Origin of the sequence: Xenorhabdus siamensis, from assembly GCF_037996745.1 — a bacterium.
Lineage (GTDB): Bacteria > Pseudomonadota > Gammaproteobacteria > Enterobacterales > Enterobacteriaceae > Xenorhabdus > Xenorhabdus indica.
Window position 1 is genome coordinate 40519 of sequence record NZ_JBBMXE010000012.1, and the last position, 19152, is coordinate 59670.

The window sequence follows — 19152 nt, forward strand, 5'->3', positions numbered from 1 at the left end:
CTAATACTCCACCGAATTTCAGCGGAAAGCGATTCGACAAGTGATCCTCCACCAAGAATGGATTGTAGATGTTGCTCATCACAGATGTTCAACATTTTCCCGATGACTATCAATCAATGGAATGCCCCCTGTTATGATGTATGTTCTATAGGCAAAGTAAGATATATATTCATGGAGGGGTCTGTTAGACGTCCTTGTCTGTATTGATGTCAGATCAATATAGGTTATACATCCTATCGTTACTTTGGCTGTTCAGGCCAAACAATATCCGGAGCTGTAGAACAATCTACCCGATTAAGCAGTACCCGGTATTTGCGCCATTCGACCAATGCAGTTTTCTCTTCATCTGTAGCAATATCTAGATCAACGGCGTCCTGTAGTGGAGCAATCCGGTGAAAAAGATCAATCAGAAATTGTTGCTTCTGAGATTCTGCCTGCTGCACTTCATACTGACTATGAGCCTCAATATCTGTCACCCAGTGTGTACCATTCCATTCATCAAATGGGGTTTTCGGTTTCAGTAGCGTTAGTTCAGTGGGAATATCCCCCATTTCTGTTATCTCAATGTGCTGACGAGTCTGAATATGGTATGCCGTTTTACCCCGGTAATCCGATATGTATTCCCATGATTTGCCGTCAACTGCCCGGCAAATCATCTTATTCGGAGTTTTGGGCAGTTTAGGGGGATCCAGATATGATCCCGCAGACAAAGTAACACCAATAAAAGTACGTTCCTGTTTTGTCCCGATATATTCCCTGCTTATCGTATTTACGCAATAAACCTGTACCCAGCCATAGGATAAAGCAAATCCATTTTCATCAAATTGTACCGGAGATTCTGTTGGCTGAACCATTACCTTCCCCTTACTAAAAATAGCACCGAAACGTTTTTCATCCTATTTTCAGCTGATGTCGGGACAACGTAAGATGCACGAAATTCTCGATCCTCATAAACGTAGCCATTGTCCCCAAATGCGTCGCTGTAAACGTGACTTCCTCTGCCTTGGTCGATGGTGGTGAATGCCCCCATTGTATTATCGTCAATCTCATCTGTTTTACGACCACCTGTCCTGATTACTCCCGTGATATCTCTGATAGCATCAGCCTGAAAGGATCCCAGTGTTCTCCCAACCTCGGGATCAACTCCTCCGGTTTTATCCCATCCACGCGGCACATAACCCCGCCAGTCCGGCAGATTTCCCGAAGGGTAATGTTTGAGTAATTCAGGATATTGATTAGGGTCAATTTGTCCGCCTTCCATCGGCAGGAAGTTATTAGGGTGCGGTAGATCACTGCACCACATCAAAATACCGCCGATGGGAACTGCCAATAGCTCCGCGTCTTCTTTTTTGATGCACTCACTAATCAGCATGGTTGTCACATTTTGGCTTATCACAAGATCATTAGATACCCCAGTTTGTTGAACCACAGCTGATTTTTGCAAGGCATTTTCCGCCTGATTGACTGTATCTCGCAATCCGAGATTGTTGACAAAAGCGTCTTTATCAGGAATATCAGCTCCGTTCTGGTTTCTCGCTAAGCGGGTATCAGCATTGCTATTCGCATTGTTGGCGTTTTGGCTGGCTGTATTAGCTAAATCATATGCTGTTTTCACCGCCTTTGGTGTTGCTGCATGAGTCTGGTTATTACTACCGACATCATTGCTCAGGATCACAAATCCTTTATCTTGTAGCGTTGCATCTGGATGATTGCGACTTAGGGTGTGTTTTTCTATCGCTTCTTTAATTGAATCCTGGACATATTCCGGTGTTGTAACGGTCACAAGGCTGCTATCGTCAGTCTTTTTATCTTGCATAATCCCCTCATTGAATAACAATAAACATTTTGGGTAATTTGGGTTCATCCAGTTACGATCCCGCAAACAGAGTCACGCCAATAAAGGTACGTTCCAGTTTTTTCCCGATATATTCCCTGCTTATCGTATTTACGCAATAAACCTGTATCCAGCCATAGGATAAAGCAAATCCATTTTCATCAGATTGTACCGAAGATTCTGTTGGCTGAACCATTACCTTCCCCTTACTAAAAATAGCACCGCAACATTTTTCATCCTATTTTCAACCGATGTCGGGACAACGTAAGATGCACGAAATTCTCGATCCTCATAAACGTAGCCATCGTCCCCAAATGCATCAGTGTAAACATGACTTCCTCTGCCTTGGTCGATGGTGGAGAATGCCCCCGTTGTATTATCGTCAATCTCATCTGTTTTACGACTACCTGTCCTGATTACTCCCTTGATATCTCTGATAGCATCAGTCTGAAAGGATCCCAGTGTTCTCCCAACCTCCGGATCAACCCCTCCGGTTTTATCCCATCCACGCGGCACATAACCCCGCCAGTCTGGCAGATTTCCCGAAGGGTAGTGTTTGAGTAATTCAGGATATTGATTAGGGTCAATTTGTCCGCCCTCCATCGGCAGGAAATTATTAGGGTGTGGTAGATCACTGCACCACATTAAAATACCGCCGATGGGAACTGCCAATAATTCAGCGGCTGATTTTTGCAAGGCATTTTCCGCTTGATTAACTGTATCTCGCAATCCGAGATTGTTGACAAAAGTATCTTTATCAGGAATATCAGCTCCGTTCTGGTCTTTCGCTAATCGGGTATCAGCATTGCTATTCGCATTGTTGGCGCTTTGGCTGGCTGTATTAGCTAAATCATATGCTGCTTTCACCGCCCTTGGTGTTGCTGCATGAGTCTCGTTATTACTACCGACATCATTACTCAGGATAACAAATCCTTTATCTTGTAGCGTTGCATCTGGATGGTTGCGACTTAGGGCGTGTTTTTCTATCGCTTCTTTGATTGAATTCTGGACATATTCCGGTGTTGTAACGGTCACAAGGCTGCTATCGTCAGGCTTTTTATCTTGCACAATTATTCCCTCATTTAATCAACAATATAAATTACTAAATTATATGAAGGCGGTTGAATATTTCTCCGCCTGTGAACATCAATAAAATGGGTTCATCAATACTGAATTAACTGTATTAAAATATATTTTTGTCAGGATAATATGATGATAAGATCATCCCAGCTTCAATTCTTTTTCACCATGGTATAAAATGATAGAGGGTGAATTAATAACAATCGTCTCGCCACTGATAATAATTAATGTTATTGAGATAATAATTGTTATATTTTTAAGTGTTAATTTGCACGAAAAGTTACAAAATACTCATTAAAAAAACAACAATATCATGTGGCATTTCTTGCATTCACATAATAAGTGCAACACCGTTATAAACGAAGTAAATGAGTTGATATTCCTTTAAATAATTCATTCGGTGTTTTGTAATTCCTCGTTTTACGAGGACGATTATTTAATCGGTTTGCCACAAGATTCACCTCTCGCTCTGATACCTGATTAAAATCAGTTCCCTTTGGGAAGTAATCTCTGATTAATCCATTTATGTTCTCATTTATTCCTCTTTCCCAAGGGGAATACGGGTGAGCAAAATAAATTTTTGCCTCTAAATTTTTACTGATAAGGGCATGCTCAGCAAACTCCAATCCGTTATCAAAGGTCATTGTTTTAACTTTATTTTTTATCCCAAATAAGTGTCTTGTTGCCGCTTTTGCAACGCCTTTTGCTGTTTTATCTTCCAGTTTAATGATGAAAGTAAATAGCGATTTTCGTTCAACTAAGGTCAATAATGCACTTTTATGATCTTTGCCAACTATTGTATCGCCTTCCTAATCACCAATACGTTGCTTTTTATCAACACATTTTGGGCGTTTTTCAATACTGACTCTGTTTTTAATTTTTCCTCGGTGTTCATGACTTCCATAACGTTTACGATACGGTTTTTTAGCTATTCTGAGATGCTGGTATAAGTCACCACCATTCAGTTTATCTTTATAAATCAACCTATAAACTGTTTCATGATGCAAAGAGATGATATTTTCTCTTTTGAGATAACCGACGGTTTGTTCAGGACTCAAATCTTGCCAAGTTAACTGTTTAATCAATTTGACGATCATAGGTGTCACTTTGACAGCTTTTATCGCGGTATGGCGGCGCTCTGAGGCTTTAAGTTGAGCCTGTTTAGGGCAGTGTTTCTCGTCTTCCTGATTTCGTCTCAATTCCCGGCTAATTGTTGATGGAGCTCGATTAAGCGATGTTGCGATAAAGCGTTGTGTAAAACCGGCTTCTTTTAAAGTGAAAATCTGGTATCTTTCTATTTCGGTCAGTTGTGTATAGGTCATAGCGCATTTTCCTTTGGCGAGAAAGATGCCTACTATAGCAACTGACCGCCTTTCTTAGAAATTGCACTTATTAGGCGAATCCAAGTTTTTTATTTATTATAAACAGTGAATTAAACTTATTGAATATTTAACTACATCATCCTTAATGAGGTGTTATTAATAATTCACTAATGTTTATGAGAAAGAGTCAGGATGTTTTTTTAAATAACAATATTCATTCCACTCTAATTTTTCATGCAATACCAACAAATTCGCAATATATTAATTTTATAAAGAATCTATGGTCACCCCCATTTTTGCAACACTGATTTTTGACCTATGATGGGCTTGCTTAAATCTATCCGGCGTCTCAATGGGCAAGGATGCCCGCGCCACGATGAGTTCCGCGCCTGATGAACCTAAAAAGCCCTTCGGCTTCAATGAGCCATTCTTTTTGTCAGGCTATTCATCAGGCCGACTGGCCGTTCATGTCATCAATAATCAGTCTTCGCAAAACCAGATGGGTAACTTGTATTTAACTGCTTAATAAATAGCCTGCTGAATTAGACCGCTATATATCATGCCTGATACTCATTTTGCTGAGTGGTGATTGCCCATGCTATTCGTGCCAGCTTGTTTGCCAAAGCACAGGCAACCACATTCGAATGCTTCTTACTAAGTTGTTCCCTAACCCACTCAGCAAGCCTGCCCTGCTGATGCTCAAGCCGCATCATGAACGCGCGGGCGCACTGAACCAGCAACCTGCGCAGGTTTTTATCACCTCGCTTACTGATACCCAGCAGGGTTGATTTGCCCCCTGTGCTGTATTGTCGGGGGACAAGTCCTGTTGAGGCTGCAAAATCCCTGCTGCATGAAAATTGATTACCGTCACCGAGCTGGGATGAGAGTAAGCTGGCGGTAATCGGCCCAACACCGGGTATTGTCATAAGACGTTGAGCTGTAGCGTCTACTTTGATTGCCTGCTCTAATTCAGATTCCAGCTCTGATATTTGCGCAACAAGGTAAAGATAATGGGCATGTAATTTCATCAGCAAACGCACCAGATATTCAGGGATTTCGTGTTCTGTCGGTCATGCTCCCAATAATTAGATGTTGTGGTAAGATCCCCATTTTTTATGGTGGGTAAGATATGACTAAAGTTGATGTGATTTGTCGTTATTGTCACAAAACAGAAGATGTGAAAGGACATGGAAAAGGTAGTCGTGGGCATCAGCGTTATCACTGTTATGCCTGCCGTAAAACCTTTCAATTAAATTACACCTATCAGGCTTGCAAACCCGGAGTAAAAGCGCAGATCGTTGATATGACGGTAAATAACAGCGGTATCAGAGACACCGCTCGGACTCTAAAGGTCGGTATCAACACGGTGCTCCGCACATTAAAAAACTCGAACCCAGACAGGTAACCACACTCCCATTGATGGGAAACCACATCGAAATTATCTGGGAAATCGATGAACAATGGTCGTTTGTTGGTAATAAGAAAAATCAGCGTTGGCTCTGGTATGCCTGGGAACCAAACCGAAAAACGGTAGTTGCGCATGTATTTGGTGATCGCAGCAGGGAAACGCTGGAAAATCTGTTAGCGCTACTGGCACCTTTTGAAATCCAATATTACTGTACCGATGATTATGCCGTCTATGACTGTCTTCCTGAGGGGAGGCACCTCAGAGGGAAGAAATTTACCCAGCGTATCGAGAGAACCAATCTGACTCTACGTATCCGCCTCAAGAGGCTCAATCGGAAAACAATAGGCTATTCAAATCCGAAGAGATGCACGATAAAGTGATAGGGACGTTTATTGAACGTGAATACTATCTTACTGGGGTGATCTAACTATTGGGAGCATGACCATTTAAATTGAACGCTTAAAGGTGCTTACTGTTCCATTGCTCCCGAAATCCCTATGAACTGTATATTTCGTCTCCCGCTATTAAATGAAAAGGATTCAGTTATGGATATTCAAACTACTCTCCGGGCTGCGAGTCTTTCTCTCGCTCTTGTAAGTACGGTTACTGTTGCCAATGAAGCTCTGGTGTTTCAGACAGATTTTGGTCTAAAAGATGGGGCAGTATCGGCTATGAAAGGGATATCTTTCAAGGTGAATCCTAGCCAGCCTATTTATGATCTAACACATGAAATTCCACCTTATAATATTTGGGAAGCTTCATATCGCCTTTACCAAACTCTACCATACTGGCCCAAAGGGACTGTCTTTGTAAGCGTGGTGGATCCGGGAGTGGGCACTGACAGGCACTCAGTGGTTCTCAAGACACAGAGTGGTCATTACATAGTCTCACCGGATAACGGAACATTGACCTTGGTAGCTGAACACTTTGGTATTGAATCTGTACGTCAGATTGACGAGAAGTTCAACCGTGTACCTGGCTCTGAAAAATCATATACTTTTCATGGACGTGATGTATACGCATATACTGGGGCACGACTTGCCTCAGGTATTATTAGCTATGAACAAGTGGGGCCGCTGTTACCAAATAAAGTAGTAAAGATCCCTTATCAGGCTGGTGTAGCTGAAAGGGATGGAACTCTTAAAGGTACTATTCCAGTTCTAGATGTACGGTTTGGTAACGTCTGGAGTAATATCAATGACAGCCAGATCGATAAGGTAGGTATCCACAAAGGGGATAAGGTCTGCATTAAAATAAGTGAAGGGGATAAGATTCGGTATGAAGGCAAAGCCCCATATGTCAGCAGTTTTGGTGAAGTTCCTGAAGGTCAACCTTTGGTGTATCTCAACAGCCTGCTACAGGTATCGGTAGCACTCAATATGGATAACTTCGCTGCCAGACACCAAGTGCAGTCTGGTGATAACTGGCGCATCAGCCTAAAAAAGTGCTCAGATTAAAGGGAACTGGCAACTACACAAAATGCTAAATAAGGTCTGGGTTTTTCACTATATTTACATGCACCTTTGATTACTTAACCCATTACTGGTCTGGCGCAGCAGGTATTCGCGTGGCGAACGGTCAGTGCACTGTGCAGTGCTGCCCGCTCAAAGAATCTCAGGCAGTTTTGAGCGAGGTATATACATTCACACCCTGAGAATTACACTGCCGCTTGCAGGCAGTGATATTCAGATTGTCTGTGAAATAGACGAACACTGGTCATTTATCGGTAATAAGAAAAATCAGTGCTGGCTCTGGTATGCCTGAGAGCCGAATAGGAAGCGGATAGTGGCGCATGTGTTTGGGGTTGGGGATCGCAGCAGGAAAGAAATTTACCCAACGTATTGAGAGAACTCATCTCACCCTCCGTATCTGGATAAAGAGGCTGAATCGAAAAACGATCGGTTATTCTAAATCTGAAGCAATACACGATAAGGTATAGGAACGTTCATTGAGCGTAACTACTATAAACGGGTCAAATGCCCCGCTTGTCCATCTTTTATGAATTTCCCTGCCAATATAGCCTCTCTTCGTGATTTATTTATTACACCATATTTAGATACAAAACAGGCGAAAATAAAAAACAATTCAATAACAAAGATCACCATTTTTAATTAACCAATTGATTTAAAATCAAATTATTTTTATAGATAGAAATCAAAAATTATTATATCATTGCTAATAATCACTTTTAGTGATCATATATTGAATTATCTTGGCTATGAAAAATTTTCCACAACTGTGTAGTGAGTTAATGTGGATTAACCATCTTACTAATATGTTTTCTTCCAATGACATGAGAATAGAATCATATGATGGGTGCTACGATTGATAAAGGCAATATATCTGCCGATACGTTGTCTTCTGCCCTTGACTGCTGTCGATTATTGTTGCAGTTGGTTAAAGGTGAAGCTCAAGAAGTTCCTTCTTTGTCCTCTGACAGCAAACTGAAATTTGCAGTAAAGGAATACGGTAAAGCATGTCATGTTGATATGACATTATGCTGTTTAAAATTCCATAAGTTAACGCCAAAACAGCTACCTTTGGCCTTTCGAGATAAACAGGGAGGATTTGTTGTATTAGTACGCCTCTCTCCTAATCAAGCTTTGATCCAGTCTCCTTATTCCGCTTCGCCTGAAGTACTTCCTATTGATGAGCTTGAAGCCAGATGGGGTTACGAAGTGATCCAGTTACGGGAGGTTTGCCACAAGTTCGATGTTTCCTGGTTTATTCCTGCCTTTATTCATCACCGTCGTCTCCTTAGTGAAGTGCTGATTTTCTCCCTGATGCTGCAACTCCTCGCTCTTATGGCTCCTTTGCTTTTCCAGGTAGTGATGGACAAGGTGCTGGTACACAGGGCATTGTCTACCCTGGATGTGCTGGTGGTAGTTCTGATAGTGGTCGGGTTGTTCGAGGTGATACTTCGAGGGTTACGTGAATACCTGTTTGCTCATACCGCTAACCGTATCGATATTGCCTTGGGCGTTAAACTATTCCGGCATTTGCTGGGTTTGCCTCTGCGCTACTTTAAGCACCGTCAAGTAGGCTCTATTATCACTCGGGTGCAAGAGCTTGACAGTATTCGTGACTTTTTGACTGGTTCTATGCTGACCTTATGCGTAGATGTCACATTCACCTTTGTCTTCTTTGGGGTAATGGCCTGGCTGTCATTGCCGCTAACTTGCGTAGTGCTGGCGTTATTACCTCTCTATTTTTTGTTAGCCTGGCTGAGTTCAAAACCGTTGCAACAGCGAATTGAACAGCAGTTCCAGACTGCGGCCCGCAATACTTCCTTGTTGAACGAATCTGTTAGCGGTGTCGAAACCATCAAGAGCCTGGCAGTGGAGCCAACTATGCAGAGGCGCTGGGAGTCTCAGACCAAAAATATGGTTGAAGCCAGTTTTCATACTCAGGTTCTTAATAGCTTCGTCAGCCACGGGGTGATGTTGCTACAGAAGGTAACCAGTGTCGGGATTATCTGGTTAGGGGCAAACATGGTTATTGCTCTGGAGCTCACGATTGGTCAGTTAATCGCGTTCAATATGATGGTGTCACACATCAGCCAACCTATCGCTAAGCTGATTGATCTGTGGCAACAGTTTGTTCTGACCAAAGTCGCTATTGACAAACTGGGTGACATGCTCGATCTGCCTGTTGAGCAGGCACAGGGGGATATTCACCCCCAGAAGCCACTCAGTGGTGATTTACAGATGCGTAATTTGGTGTTCCGTTATCAACCCGATCAAGAGCCTGTACTGAAAGGGATAACTCTGCATATCAGGGCTGGTGAGTCTTTAGGAATAGTCGGTCCTTCCGGCTCAGGAAAAAGTACCCTGACCCGTCTGCTACAGAGACTTTATGCGCCAGATGGCGGAGAGATCTTGATCGATGGCATTCCTCTGTATCAACTAAATCCCGCCTACCTACGTAGCCAGATCGGGGTTGTGTTGCAGGAAAATTACCTGTTCAACCGCAGTGTACGTCACAACATAGCGCTTAAGAACCCCACGGCTTCGTTGGAAGAAGTGGTGGCTGCGGCCAAATTAGCGGGTGCTCATGATTTTGTCCTCCAGTTGCCTCTGGGTTATGACACTGTGCTGGCTGAAGCCGGTAGCTCTCTGTCCGGGGGGCAGCGCCAACGCATTGCTATCGCCCGGGCGTTGATGGATAACCCCAAGATCCTGATTTTCGACGAGGCAACAAGCGCGCTCGATGATGAGTCTCAAGCCTTAATCCAGGCCAACATGGCTGAGATTTCCCGGGGACGCACCGTCATCACCATTGCTCACCGCCTATCTACGGTACATGATTGTGACCGCATAATCACCTTAGAACAGGGCCAGCTCACTGAATCGGGCAGCCATCATCAGTTGCTGGCTAAAGGAGGTTGTTACGCCAGACTGTGGCAGTTGCAACAGGAATTACGGAAAGAGGTGGTGTGATGTCATTCAAGCACCTGAAAACCGCACTTTTGGCCTGGCGTAAAGAACGTTGTGCGCCCAAGGCACCAAAGCGTACCCGTGACGAATACGAGTTTCAACCCGGCTACTTGGAGATTGTCGAACGCCCTCCAGTACCTTGGGCAAGGCTCACTGCGGCAGCCCTGTCTCTGTTACTTCTAATCGCCTTGATTTGGTCAATTGTTGGCCGCCTAGATATCCATGCTAATGCTGTGGGAAAATTACTTGTGTCCAGCAATTCGAAGGTGATTCAGCCCCTTGAGGCCGGTGAAATTGCAGGGATATTGGTCCGCGACGGTCAGAGAGTGAAAACTGGCGATGTACTTATCAAACTCAACTCCATAGGCGTTGAAGCTGAATTGAAGGAGTTGCAGGAGCAATTTAATTTCAAACAGTTGGAGCAGGCGAGGTTACAGGCCCTGCTAACCGATGCCCCTATCGAGAATTTTTTGGTTCCGCAAAGTATGCCGCCAGCACAGGTTATGCAAGCGAGAGAGCATCTGGTCAGTACCTGGAAAGAAGTGGTTGCCAATCTAAAAAGTTTGGATGGAGAAATGAAGGTTAACCAGGCAAACCAGTATGCTCGTCGTGCCGATATCTCCGCGTTGGAGAATCTTGCAACCAATATCAAGGTACGCCTTGAAGCACACCGGATTCTGTCCACTAAAAAGCTGCTATCAAAAGTTGAACTACTGGGGCAAGAGAGAGAAAGGCTGGAGGTAGAACGTTCCCTTTCCCAACAACATGCCGAATTGGCTGTTCTTGAAGAGCAATATCAGGGATTACAGGAAAGCCGGGAGCACTACCTGGCCAAGATCAACCGTGAATATTATGACCAGTTGAATGAAGCGCAGGCTGCAATTGCTGTTATGGCACAGCAGTTAATTAAAACCCGTGAGCGGTTGCGATTGTATACCCTGCGGGCACCCGTTGATGGGGTGGTGCAGCAATTGGCGATCCACACGCTGGGAGGCGTAGTGCAATCGGCCCAACAACTGATGGTGATCGTACCTGATGATACTCTGTTTGAAGCCGAAGTGATGGTCTTGAACAAGGATGTGGGATTTGTGCACGCAGGTCAGTCAGTAGAAATTAAGGTCGACGCTTTCCCTTATACCCGTTATGGCACCATACGGGGCAAAGTGGCTCATGTCTCTAAGGATGCAGTTAAGGATGAACAACTCGGGCTGGTATTTCCGGCACGGATTCGAATGGAACGAACTTCTATTGCCGTGGATGAACGTGAAGTCCCATTACAAGCGGGGATGAGTGTTACCGCCGAAATCCGTACAGGGGACAGACGGGTGATCGACTACCTGATCAGTCCGCTGCAACAGTACCAGTCCGAAGCATTGAAGGAACGATAATGCCAACTATCGAATCTACCCTATTAGAGCCATCTGGCGGAGACGAGTCCACAGTAGTAGATAGTGGTCTTTTGGCTCTGGCCTACGCCGCCCGCCATTTCAATGTGGCGGTGGAACCGAAGTTATTGAGCCATCGTCTCGGACGTACCCAAGGGAGCACTGACTACCAAGACCTTTGCCGTTGTGCCCAGTGGATCGGTTTAAGGGCGCGCTATATCACCACCGATATGAGCCGTCTCGAACATCTTCCCCTGCCTGTCTTATTGGATACAGAACAGGGCTGGTTAGTATTGGAAAGGGTTGAAGGCGAATGTGTTGTCTTGTATCAGCCCAACCTGGGTGAAGAGAAGCACTCTCCCCGGGCTATTCTCGCCGACCATTGGCAAGGCAGGGTGATGTTACTGGCGGAGAGGGCCGAGCAACCGAAACGACAGAAATTCGGCTTTGGCTGGTTTATGCCTTCCATTCGTAAACATGCCGCTCAGTTCAGAAACGTGCTCCTCGTGTCTTTGATGCTACAGTTGATTGCCTTAGTCACTCCCATGTTGTTCGAGAATGTGATCGACAGGGTTCTGGTCAGTCGCAGTCTGTCAAGTTTACAGGTGCTAGGATTTGCCATGCTTATCCTGGCCGTGTGCGAACCCGTTTACAGTTTTCTCCGCTCCTGGCTGTTCGCTAACCTTGCCAGTAAAGTCAATGCTGAGCTTTCCAGTCGTCTCTATCAGCACTTAATCGCCCTGCCAATGGTCTATTTCCGGCAGCGTCAGACGGGAGAAATCATCGCCAGAGTACGCGAAATGAGCCACATACAACAGTTCCTTACCGGTTCGGCACTGACGATGGTACTGGATTTGGCTTTTGTCGGCTTGTTTGTGGCGGTGATGTTCTTCTATGCCCCTGAACTAACCTGGCTGGTGCTTGGCTCTCTGGTGCTCTATTTCCTGTTCTGGATGGTAGTTGGACCTGTGCTGCGTGCCCGTGTGTTGCGGAAATATGAGTTAAGGGCTGACAACACCGCTTTTCTGATCGAATCAGTGACCGGCATTGAAACAATTAAAACCAGCGCGACAGAGGCGGGTTTTGCGCGCCGTTGGGAGCACCAGTTGTCTGCGTTTGTTCGTTCCTCGTTTCGAGCCAAAGTGACAGGACTCCTCGCCAGTCAGGGGATAGGGCTGATCCAGAAGCTGACCTCCGCCCTGCTACTGTGGTGGGGGGCCATTATGGTGATGGAGGGAAAACTCAGCCTGGGGGAGCTGGTGGCTTTTAATATGCTGTCGGAGCACGTTACCCAACCGATCTTGCGCTTAGCTCAGGTCTGGCAGGACTTTCAACACACTTTAATCTCATTGAACCGGCTCGGTGACATCCTCGATGAAGAGGGAGAAAGCGGTAGCGGAGGTCTGGCTTCAATCCCCAGATTACAAGGTGGGGTGAGCTTCAGAGGTGTGCGTTTTCGCTATAGCGAGGAAGGTCAGGAAGTATTACGTAACCTCAATATCGAAATTAGCCCTGGTGAATTTGTTGGTATTACAGGACCATCCGGTTCGGGCAAATCCACCCTGACGCGGTTGTTACAGCGCCTTTATATTCCCCAACACGGGCAAGTATTAGTGGATGGGATCGACCTGGCGATTGCAGATCCGGTGGAGCTGCGTCGCAACATGAATGTCGTACCACAAGAGAGTTTACTGTTTTCAGGCTCGGTTGCAGAAAACATCCGCCAATGTCGGCCACAGGCCAGTGATGATGAAGTGATTCAGGTAGCAACTTTAGCTGGGGCAGACGAGTTTATTTGCAGATTGCCACAAGGATACAACACCCAGGTTGGCGAGAAGGGCGTGCTCCTGTCTGGTGGACAGCGTCAGCGCATTGCTTTGGCCAGGGCCTTGCTAACTAATCCCGGCATTCTGCTGCTGGATGAGGCCACAAGTGCCCTGGATTATGAATCGGAAGCGGCGGTGATAGCTAACTTGCAGCATATTGCTCAAGGTCGCACTGTGATCAGTGTTGCTCATCGCCTCAATACCTTGCGCCATGCTGATCGGATTTTGGTACTCGATCAGGGGCAAGTCGTTGAGCAGGGTAACCACGAGCAATTGCTCGCCTTAGGCGGACTCTATGCCCGGCTGTGGACCTTGCAGATGAAAGGAAAAATAACCCCGTAAAGATAATCAGTAGGATTTTTTGTAAGGAGAATTGTCATCCCAATAACAGAAACCCACCGCTGCTTGTGTCCGCTCAGGCGGTAAGAGATAGCGATCCCAAAAGTGGGCTGGCGTCTCTGAGTGGTAAAACTGAATCCCGCCAAGGCAGCGCTGATATTAAGCAGTTTGCTATCGACCCTGAGTTGTTTAGTAGAATTTTTTATGAGGAAAATTGTCATGCCCAATAACAGCAAGATCGATTCTAGTGTGAATGATAAGTATGATAGTACCATAAAAAGCATAAATAGCCTGACAGATGAAAAGAAGAAAGCTAAGTTTACCGAGGGATTACAGAAATATCAGGATATCACCATTCCAGGTTTTAAAAATGGAATGTCAAGCCTGGAGATGAAAGAACTGTTTCTTAGCGACAAGCTTACTCTTGAACAGAAGGGAGCCTTGCGCGGTCGTATCAATGAAGCTGTCCAGGCTGAATCTATTAAAGGAACATTGAATCGAACCAATGTGTTTAAAAACGATTTTCAGAGTGGCGGTAGCAGCTTCATTAGATTGATTCCACAAGATTTTTATCTGCAGTTAGTTGGAGACAATAGCGGTCGCTGTAATGCCCTGGTCAGAGCTATGGCGGTAGCATTAGCCAGCGGTGGCGAAGTGAGTATCAACAATCTGGTGGATAAACTCTACTATGCCGCAGCCGACCCTAAGGCTGAGAGTTCCATGCTGCTAAAATACGGCCTGGCAAAATTGCACAATAATGTGGAGGCGTCCACTCAAGCATCAAAAAATCTGGAAGGGCAGTTTACCTTGTCTGAAGTTGCTAACAGGCTGGAGAAAGCGACTGGAACTTCGACGTTTTCTCTCAATACCTCAACCCATGCCATGATGGCGGGGATTACTGTCGAAGCTAAAGGGCGTCGTTACTATTTCTATGATCCAAATGTAGGGATTTTTGCATTCGATAAATCAGCCGATTTCTTAAGTGCTATGAAAAAACACTTGGTGAATCACAAATTGGCCTCTTACTATAAAGCGTTTGGTAAAGAGTCTGACCCTACCTTCAATCTGGTGGAGATCGATCCCGACAAAATGGCAAAAGTACCCTTGAACCTGGAGAACTTAAAGAAGGGCTTACTTGTTGCCGACTTGACCCGTCCCAATGAACTTGCCGCACTTGCCACTAATATAGGACAACAACATAGGGACAAGCCAGCGGGCAATGCCCCAGTGAACACTGACAAGGATGCCCAGTTACGCACCACATTGGCTGCCCTTGATATTGAGAATGAGGCGAAAAAATCCTACAAGGCCATTACAAATCTTGCCCAGCAAAATAATCTTGACCAGCGTTGGATACCCGTCATTGGCAGTATTGAGGAACAGGGTAAAGGTAGTTACAGTGTCCAGTTCATCAATCGTGATCATCTGGATGAAACGCGTTTGGTAAAGAGCAACGATAGCACTGTTTTCAAATTCCGCCGCTTAGTTGATAAACTCACACCCACTCTGAGCAAGCATTTTAACCTTGAACACGGCCAGTTACAGTTCAAAGGAGTAAGCGGTGAGGCAGCTCCGGTCGATGGGCTGAATGCTGGATTTGCGATGCTGACACTAATCCACTGGTTTGCCGACAAGGAGCGCAATGATGCGGCAGATGGGAAAGCTTCGTCTGATCTGGCTACTGCACTCAAGATCCATAGTTATCTTAACTACGCCCAGATAACTCACGCAGGTGTGAACGATGCAGCCAACGCTATCAATTTGGTTCGCACGGCATTGCGCGGTGAAGTGATGGTCGCTGGAACCTCACTCAAGCAGTTTTCTTCAACTCTGGCGCATACCGCCAATGAAGGCATAGGTGTGCTTCTTGGAGGAGCCTCGGTTGTGTTGGATGCCTATGAGCTCGCCCATGCTGAAACAGATACACAGAAGGCCGTGTTCGGAACCCAGCTAGCCTTCGATTCGGCCAGCTTCGTGACAAGTAGTGCCGGGATTGGTGCCGGACTGGTTGGTGCCTCGACAGCTGCTGCTGTACTGGGTGGCGCAGGCGTGATCCTTGGCGGACTTGCTGTAGGCTTTACCGCTCTGGCGCAAGCTTTTGGTGCAGTTGCTGAGGATGCTCAGGCGGTGGGCCGTTACTTCGATATGCTCGACAAGGCCTACAAGGGCAATGGCTACCGGTATGACAGCGAGAAGAAGGTACTGATACCATTAGACGGAGCTGTGATTAAGACTCTGGATCTGCGCAAGAATCAGATTGGTTTTGACAGTCAGTACATTTATCGCACCCGTTCAGGTTCTACTGGTTCAGGGGAAATCAATTATTTCTTCTGGATCGGCGATTTTCCAGTGATGGATCATGACCGCAGCCAGGCCATCGAGGTACGTAGCGGAATCGGTTACAAGGAGGCCTCTCATAAACTCGATCACAGTGACAGTGACGTAATCATCCTGCCGGGGACACCTAAATCCTTCATTAAGTACGAATATATGATACTTCCCGGTGCAACTACGCGTCACGATACGGGTTTTGATGTTATTCGCAGACTCGAAAAGGATAAACGCTTCGATTACGATTTCTACATCTTCCCGGGTGAACAGACGATCCGCAGGATTCATCAGGAGTATGTAGCCACACCGATCGAAGTGGTGCTCGATCAACACGACAGGAAACTGATAGTGCCTAAGCTCCCTAAAGAGCTGCACGGCTATCTGCGTTACGAGATTAAGGGGGCAGGTGGTGAGTACCTGATCGGGTTAAATGAAGGCACCAGCGTGAAGCTCATCAGTGACGTCTCCAACGCAGATGGCAGTAGCAATGTACCGTCGCGCTGGATCATCGATAGCAGCCAACTTGCCAGTGATACTATCAGCGTCTCGAAGAACCAACTGAAAATCGGTGGTGTAGTGGTCGAACTCGATCCCTCTCAGAATGGTCAGGTATTGATAGTCAACGGCAAGAATGAAGTTAGTAAAGTCGATTTTTCCAACCAGAAAACTCAGGTGATAAGCGAAGATGCGAGCAAGTGGCAAGTGCCCGGTCAGCAAATTGGGCAACACTTAAAGGATCTGGCCAAGGCGCATAAGTTGCACGGACAGTATGTGGTAGTGGAGAACTACAAGCACGGCGGGCATGATGTTGGCCGGGCTTTCTATGACGTCGCCAGGGATCGGACACTGTTCACCGATACTACCCACGAACAAGCTAAACATGCCCAACTGGGTGCGGTGATGGGTGACCATGCTTATTTCTACGACGCCGATAACGCGGTAGCATGGCGGGTAGACATTGCCACTGGAAAAGTCAACGCGCAGTTTGAACCATTGTTCAACCAGAATCCAGGTAAGATCAGTCGGTTATGGGAAGAAGGAGAGGCGGTTTACCTGGCGTACCGTTATCAGTCGAAGGAGGGGAAAACGGAGTTGAGCTACCGGATCGTCGGTGATCGAATGGAGTTAGTCAGTTCGATGGGGGATAATGAGTTATTCCAGCGTTTGGCAAGAACCGATCGGCATAGTGACGAGCTTAAGGCTATCCTTCGGGATTACCAGAGCAAGAGCGCTCAACGTGAAAAGCCGGTGTATACATTGGGCGGTCGGCTGATCCAACCGACCAGTGCCGAGTTGGTCGCCATATCCGGTACGGATGCGGCGGGTATAGCACATCGCTACTGGATACGTACCAGCGATGGAACACTGATTAAACCGAATCTGGAACCACTGAAAGAGCAAACTTTGAACTCTAAAGAGAATGCCCCCCGCGGTGCCTGGCAAATCCCGGATGACCTTGTGTTAGCGGGTAGTATTTCTCGTCCCGCTGGTATGGAAGTGTTCTTCTTCTACAGTAAGACGAAGAATGCTTTGTTCCGTCAGGAAGGCCCAGGTCAGGCGGTTTTTGACGCTAATCACCCCACTGCTTTGCGCATCAACACACCACCGTTAGCTAATGTAGTCAATATGAATGGTAATCTGCTTGCCATCACTGAGGATGGGCGCGTAGCGCAACTTGATGCGTCGGGGCAGTTTAACTACGAAGCCGTTAACGAGCACTGGCTCAAGGAGCATACCCACTGGTGGCAGGATCTGGCTAGTGTCACAAATGGCGGGACGACTTTGGCGTTACTTGGAGTCAAAGGTACTGATGGCAAAAGCTTATTGCCCGCATGGTATCACAATGGGCAAGTGGTAGTGGCTTCTGCAACACTACAGGGTAAATCGCTACAGTTCCTGGGATTCGAGGCTGATGGCACCGCTGCGCGGCTTTTTGAACCTAAAAGTGGTAAGTTATATCTCCAAAAAATGATGACTACGAATGAACTGGCTACTGCCTTTGGTTCCGGCCTTGTACTTAATGCTTCGGCACCACTTCCGGTTGCCAAAGAGTTGACACCTGAGTTGTCTCTTAAGGCGGCACAACAGGTAAATGATGGCATGCGTCTGATCACAGCCAAGGGCGAGATCCTGGTGCGAACTCATCAAGGTGAATTGCGGTTAGTCGGCGTTGACAAAAATTGGCACCAGAATAATTCGGCTCATTTGTCACAGTCACTGACTGAACTTGCCAATCAATGGCATGCCAAAGGGGTACTGACCTTACAGAATCATAATATGCAAGACTGGTTCGATGTTGACAGCGGTCAGATATTTTCAGGCAACGGAATTCCCGTCTCAGATAATCTGCGTTTCCTGGGGATCAATGCCAAAAATCAGGCAGCATATGTGTATGACCAGACAGATCAGGTGTTGTACCAGAGTAATGGTCATGGGGTGAAAAAAACCAATAAATACAATGGAATGGAGCGTTTCGATTCGACCCTATTACTTCAGGGAGGCACAAACAAAGATATGTTAATGCCCCCGATCATTGATGGTGTCGATAGTCTGGTGCTGTATGGTGGGGCTAATGAAGATACCTATCAATTCAGTAAAGAGATGTGGGCCCACTACCGTACGGTGATCATCGATAATGACGATCCTGACGATCCTGACGATTCGCAACCGTCTTTAGATCATTTGATCTTACCGATAGACAGTCCGGAAAGTCTTCTCGTGAGCCGACGCGATGATGACTTGATGTTAATGGACCCCAAGAAAGGAACAGAATTGACGGTGCGTCGGGTATTTGGTAATCAGGCCAAAGCTCATCAGCACTTGTCTATCGAGTTGGAGGGAGCTTCACAGAAGATTGACGTGGAAAAGTTAGCCAATAAGATGAGTAAAAAAGAAGACATTAATAATGGGTTGATGAACTTATCCGGGGTTATTAATTCCGAGGTTATTAAGCAACCCAATATTGCCGCTCATACCCACACGACTGTTTTAGAGGCGAAAAGCCCGAGTCTGGTGAAGTTGAGCGAGGCGATGGCTTCATTCCCTGATATCGGCGGTGCCTACGAGCACCTACAGCAAAATATACAACTGGCTAAGGGCGAACAACCGCTTTTGTTGCCTAATTCCAACTCTGTCATAGGGTAAGAAAGAGAAGTAAGAAAGAGAAATAACAGGAGGGGCTAACTGCCTCT

The 19152-nt window shown here is 46.0% G+C and carries 10 protein-coding genes and 4 pseudogenes; 8 read left to right on the forward strand and 6 right to left on the reverse strand.

All coding sequences use genetic code 11. From position 1 onward, the window contains the following. Window positions 1-239: 239 nt before the first annotated feature. From AAC852_RS12375 to AAC852_RS12395, 5 genes and pseudogenes are all read right to left on the reverse strand, one after another. Entirely contained in the window at window positions 240-854 is a 615-nt protein-coding gene (locus AAC852_RS12375) for a tail fiber assembly protein (protein ID WP_047685635.1), read from the reverse strand. Next, a complete protein-coding gene (locus tag AAC852_RS12380) occupies window positions 854-1816 on the reverse strand; it encodes a tail fiber protein (protein ID WP_340621301.1) in 963 nt (320 codons plus the stop codon). Before AAC852_RS12380 ends, AAC852_RS12375 begins: the two co-directional genes overlap by 1 nt. A gap of 52 nt (window positions 1817-1868) precedes the next feature. Beyond that, complete coding sequence (locus AAC852_RS12385) at window positions 1869-2030, reverse strand: hypothetical protein (protein ID WP_156115447.1); 162 nt, start codon at window positions 2028-2030, stop codon at window positions 1869-1871. Continuing rightward, a complete protein-coding gene (locus AAC852_RS12390; protein ID WP_262947512.1) occupies window positions 2030-2902 on the reverse strand; it encodes a tail fiber protein in 873 nt (290 codons plus the stop codon). Before AAC852_RS12390 ends, AAC852_RS12385 begins: the two co-directional genes overlap by 1 nt. Window positions 2903-3267: 365 nt before the next feature. Further along, window positions 3268-4236 (reverse strand): annotated as a pseudogene (locus AAC852_RS12395) (IS30 family transposase). A gap of 352 nt (window positions 4237-4588) precedes the next feature. Between AAC852_RS12395 and AAC852_RS12400 the strand changes: the two are divergent. Beyond that, window positions 4589-4762, forward strand: a complete 174-nt coding sequence (locus AAC852_RS12400; RefSeq protein ID WP_340621302.1) for a hypothetical protein — start codon at window positions 4589-4591, stop codon at window positions 4760-4762. Window positions 4763-4793: 31 nt separating this feature from the next. Here AAC852_RS12400 and AAC852_RS12405 read toward each other — a convergent pair. Next, window positions 4794-5300 (reverse strand): annotated as a pseudogene (locus tag AAC852_RS12405) (IS110 family RNA-guided transposase); the annotation flags it as partial. 65 nt (window positions 5301-5365) lie between these two features. Between AAC852_RS12405 and AAC852_RS12410 the strand changes: the two are divergent. The 7 genes and pseudogenes from AAC852_RS12410 (at window position 5366) to AAC852_RS12440 (ending at window position 19105) form a co-directional block, all read left to right on the forward strand. Further along, window positions 5366-6071, forward strand: a pseudogene (locus AAC852_RS12410) (IS1 family transposase). A 124-nt stretch (window positions 6072-6195) separates the two neighbouring features. Further along, the gene (locus AAC852_RS12415) at window positions 6196-7101 is read left to right on the forward strand and encodes an SAM hydrolase/SAM-dependent halogenase family protein (protein WP_422824298.1); all 906 of its coding nucleotides are present in this window, start codon (window positions 6196-6198) and stop codon (window positions 7099-7101) included. A gap of 238 nt (window positions 7102-7339) precedes the next feature. Continuing rightward, window positions 7340-7759 (forward strand): annotated as a pseudogene (locus tag AAC852_RS20015) (IS1 family transposase); the annotation flags it as partial. A 194-nt stretch (window positions 7760-7953) separates the two neighbouring features. Continuing rightward, entirely contained in the window at window positions 7954-10083 is a 2130-nt protein-coding gene (locus AAC852_RS12425) for a type I secretion system permease/ATPase (RefSeq protein ID WP_340621304.1), read from the forward strand. Beyond that, complete coding sequence (locus AAC852_RS12430; protein WP_340621305.1) at window positions 10083-11468, forward strand: HlyD family type I secretion periplasmic adaptor subunit; 1386 nt, start codon at window positions 10083-10085, stop codon at window positions 11466-11468. Before AAC852_RS12425 ends, AAC852_RS12430 begins: the two co-directional genes overlap by 1 nt. Further along, on the forward strand, window positions 11468-13633 hold the full coding sequence (locus tag AAC852_RS12435; protein WP_340621306.1) for a type I secretion system permease/ATPase: 2166 nt from the start codon (window positions 11468-11470) through the stop codon (window positions 13631-13633). Before AAC852_RS12430 ends, AAC852_RS12435 begins: the two co-directional genes overlap by 1 nt. A 216-nt stretch (window positions 13634-13849) precedes the next feature. Next, on the forward strand, window positions 13850-19105 hold the full coding sequence (locus AAC852_RS12440) for a TcdA/TcdB pore-forming domain-containing protein (RefSeq protein ID WP_340621307.1): 5256 nt from the start codon (window positions 13850-13852) through the stop codon (window positions 19103-19105). The last annotated feature ends 47 nt before the right edge of the window (window positions 19106-19152 follow it).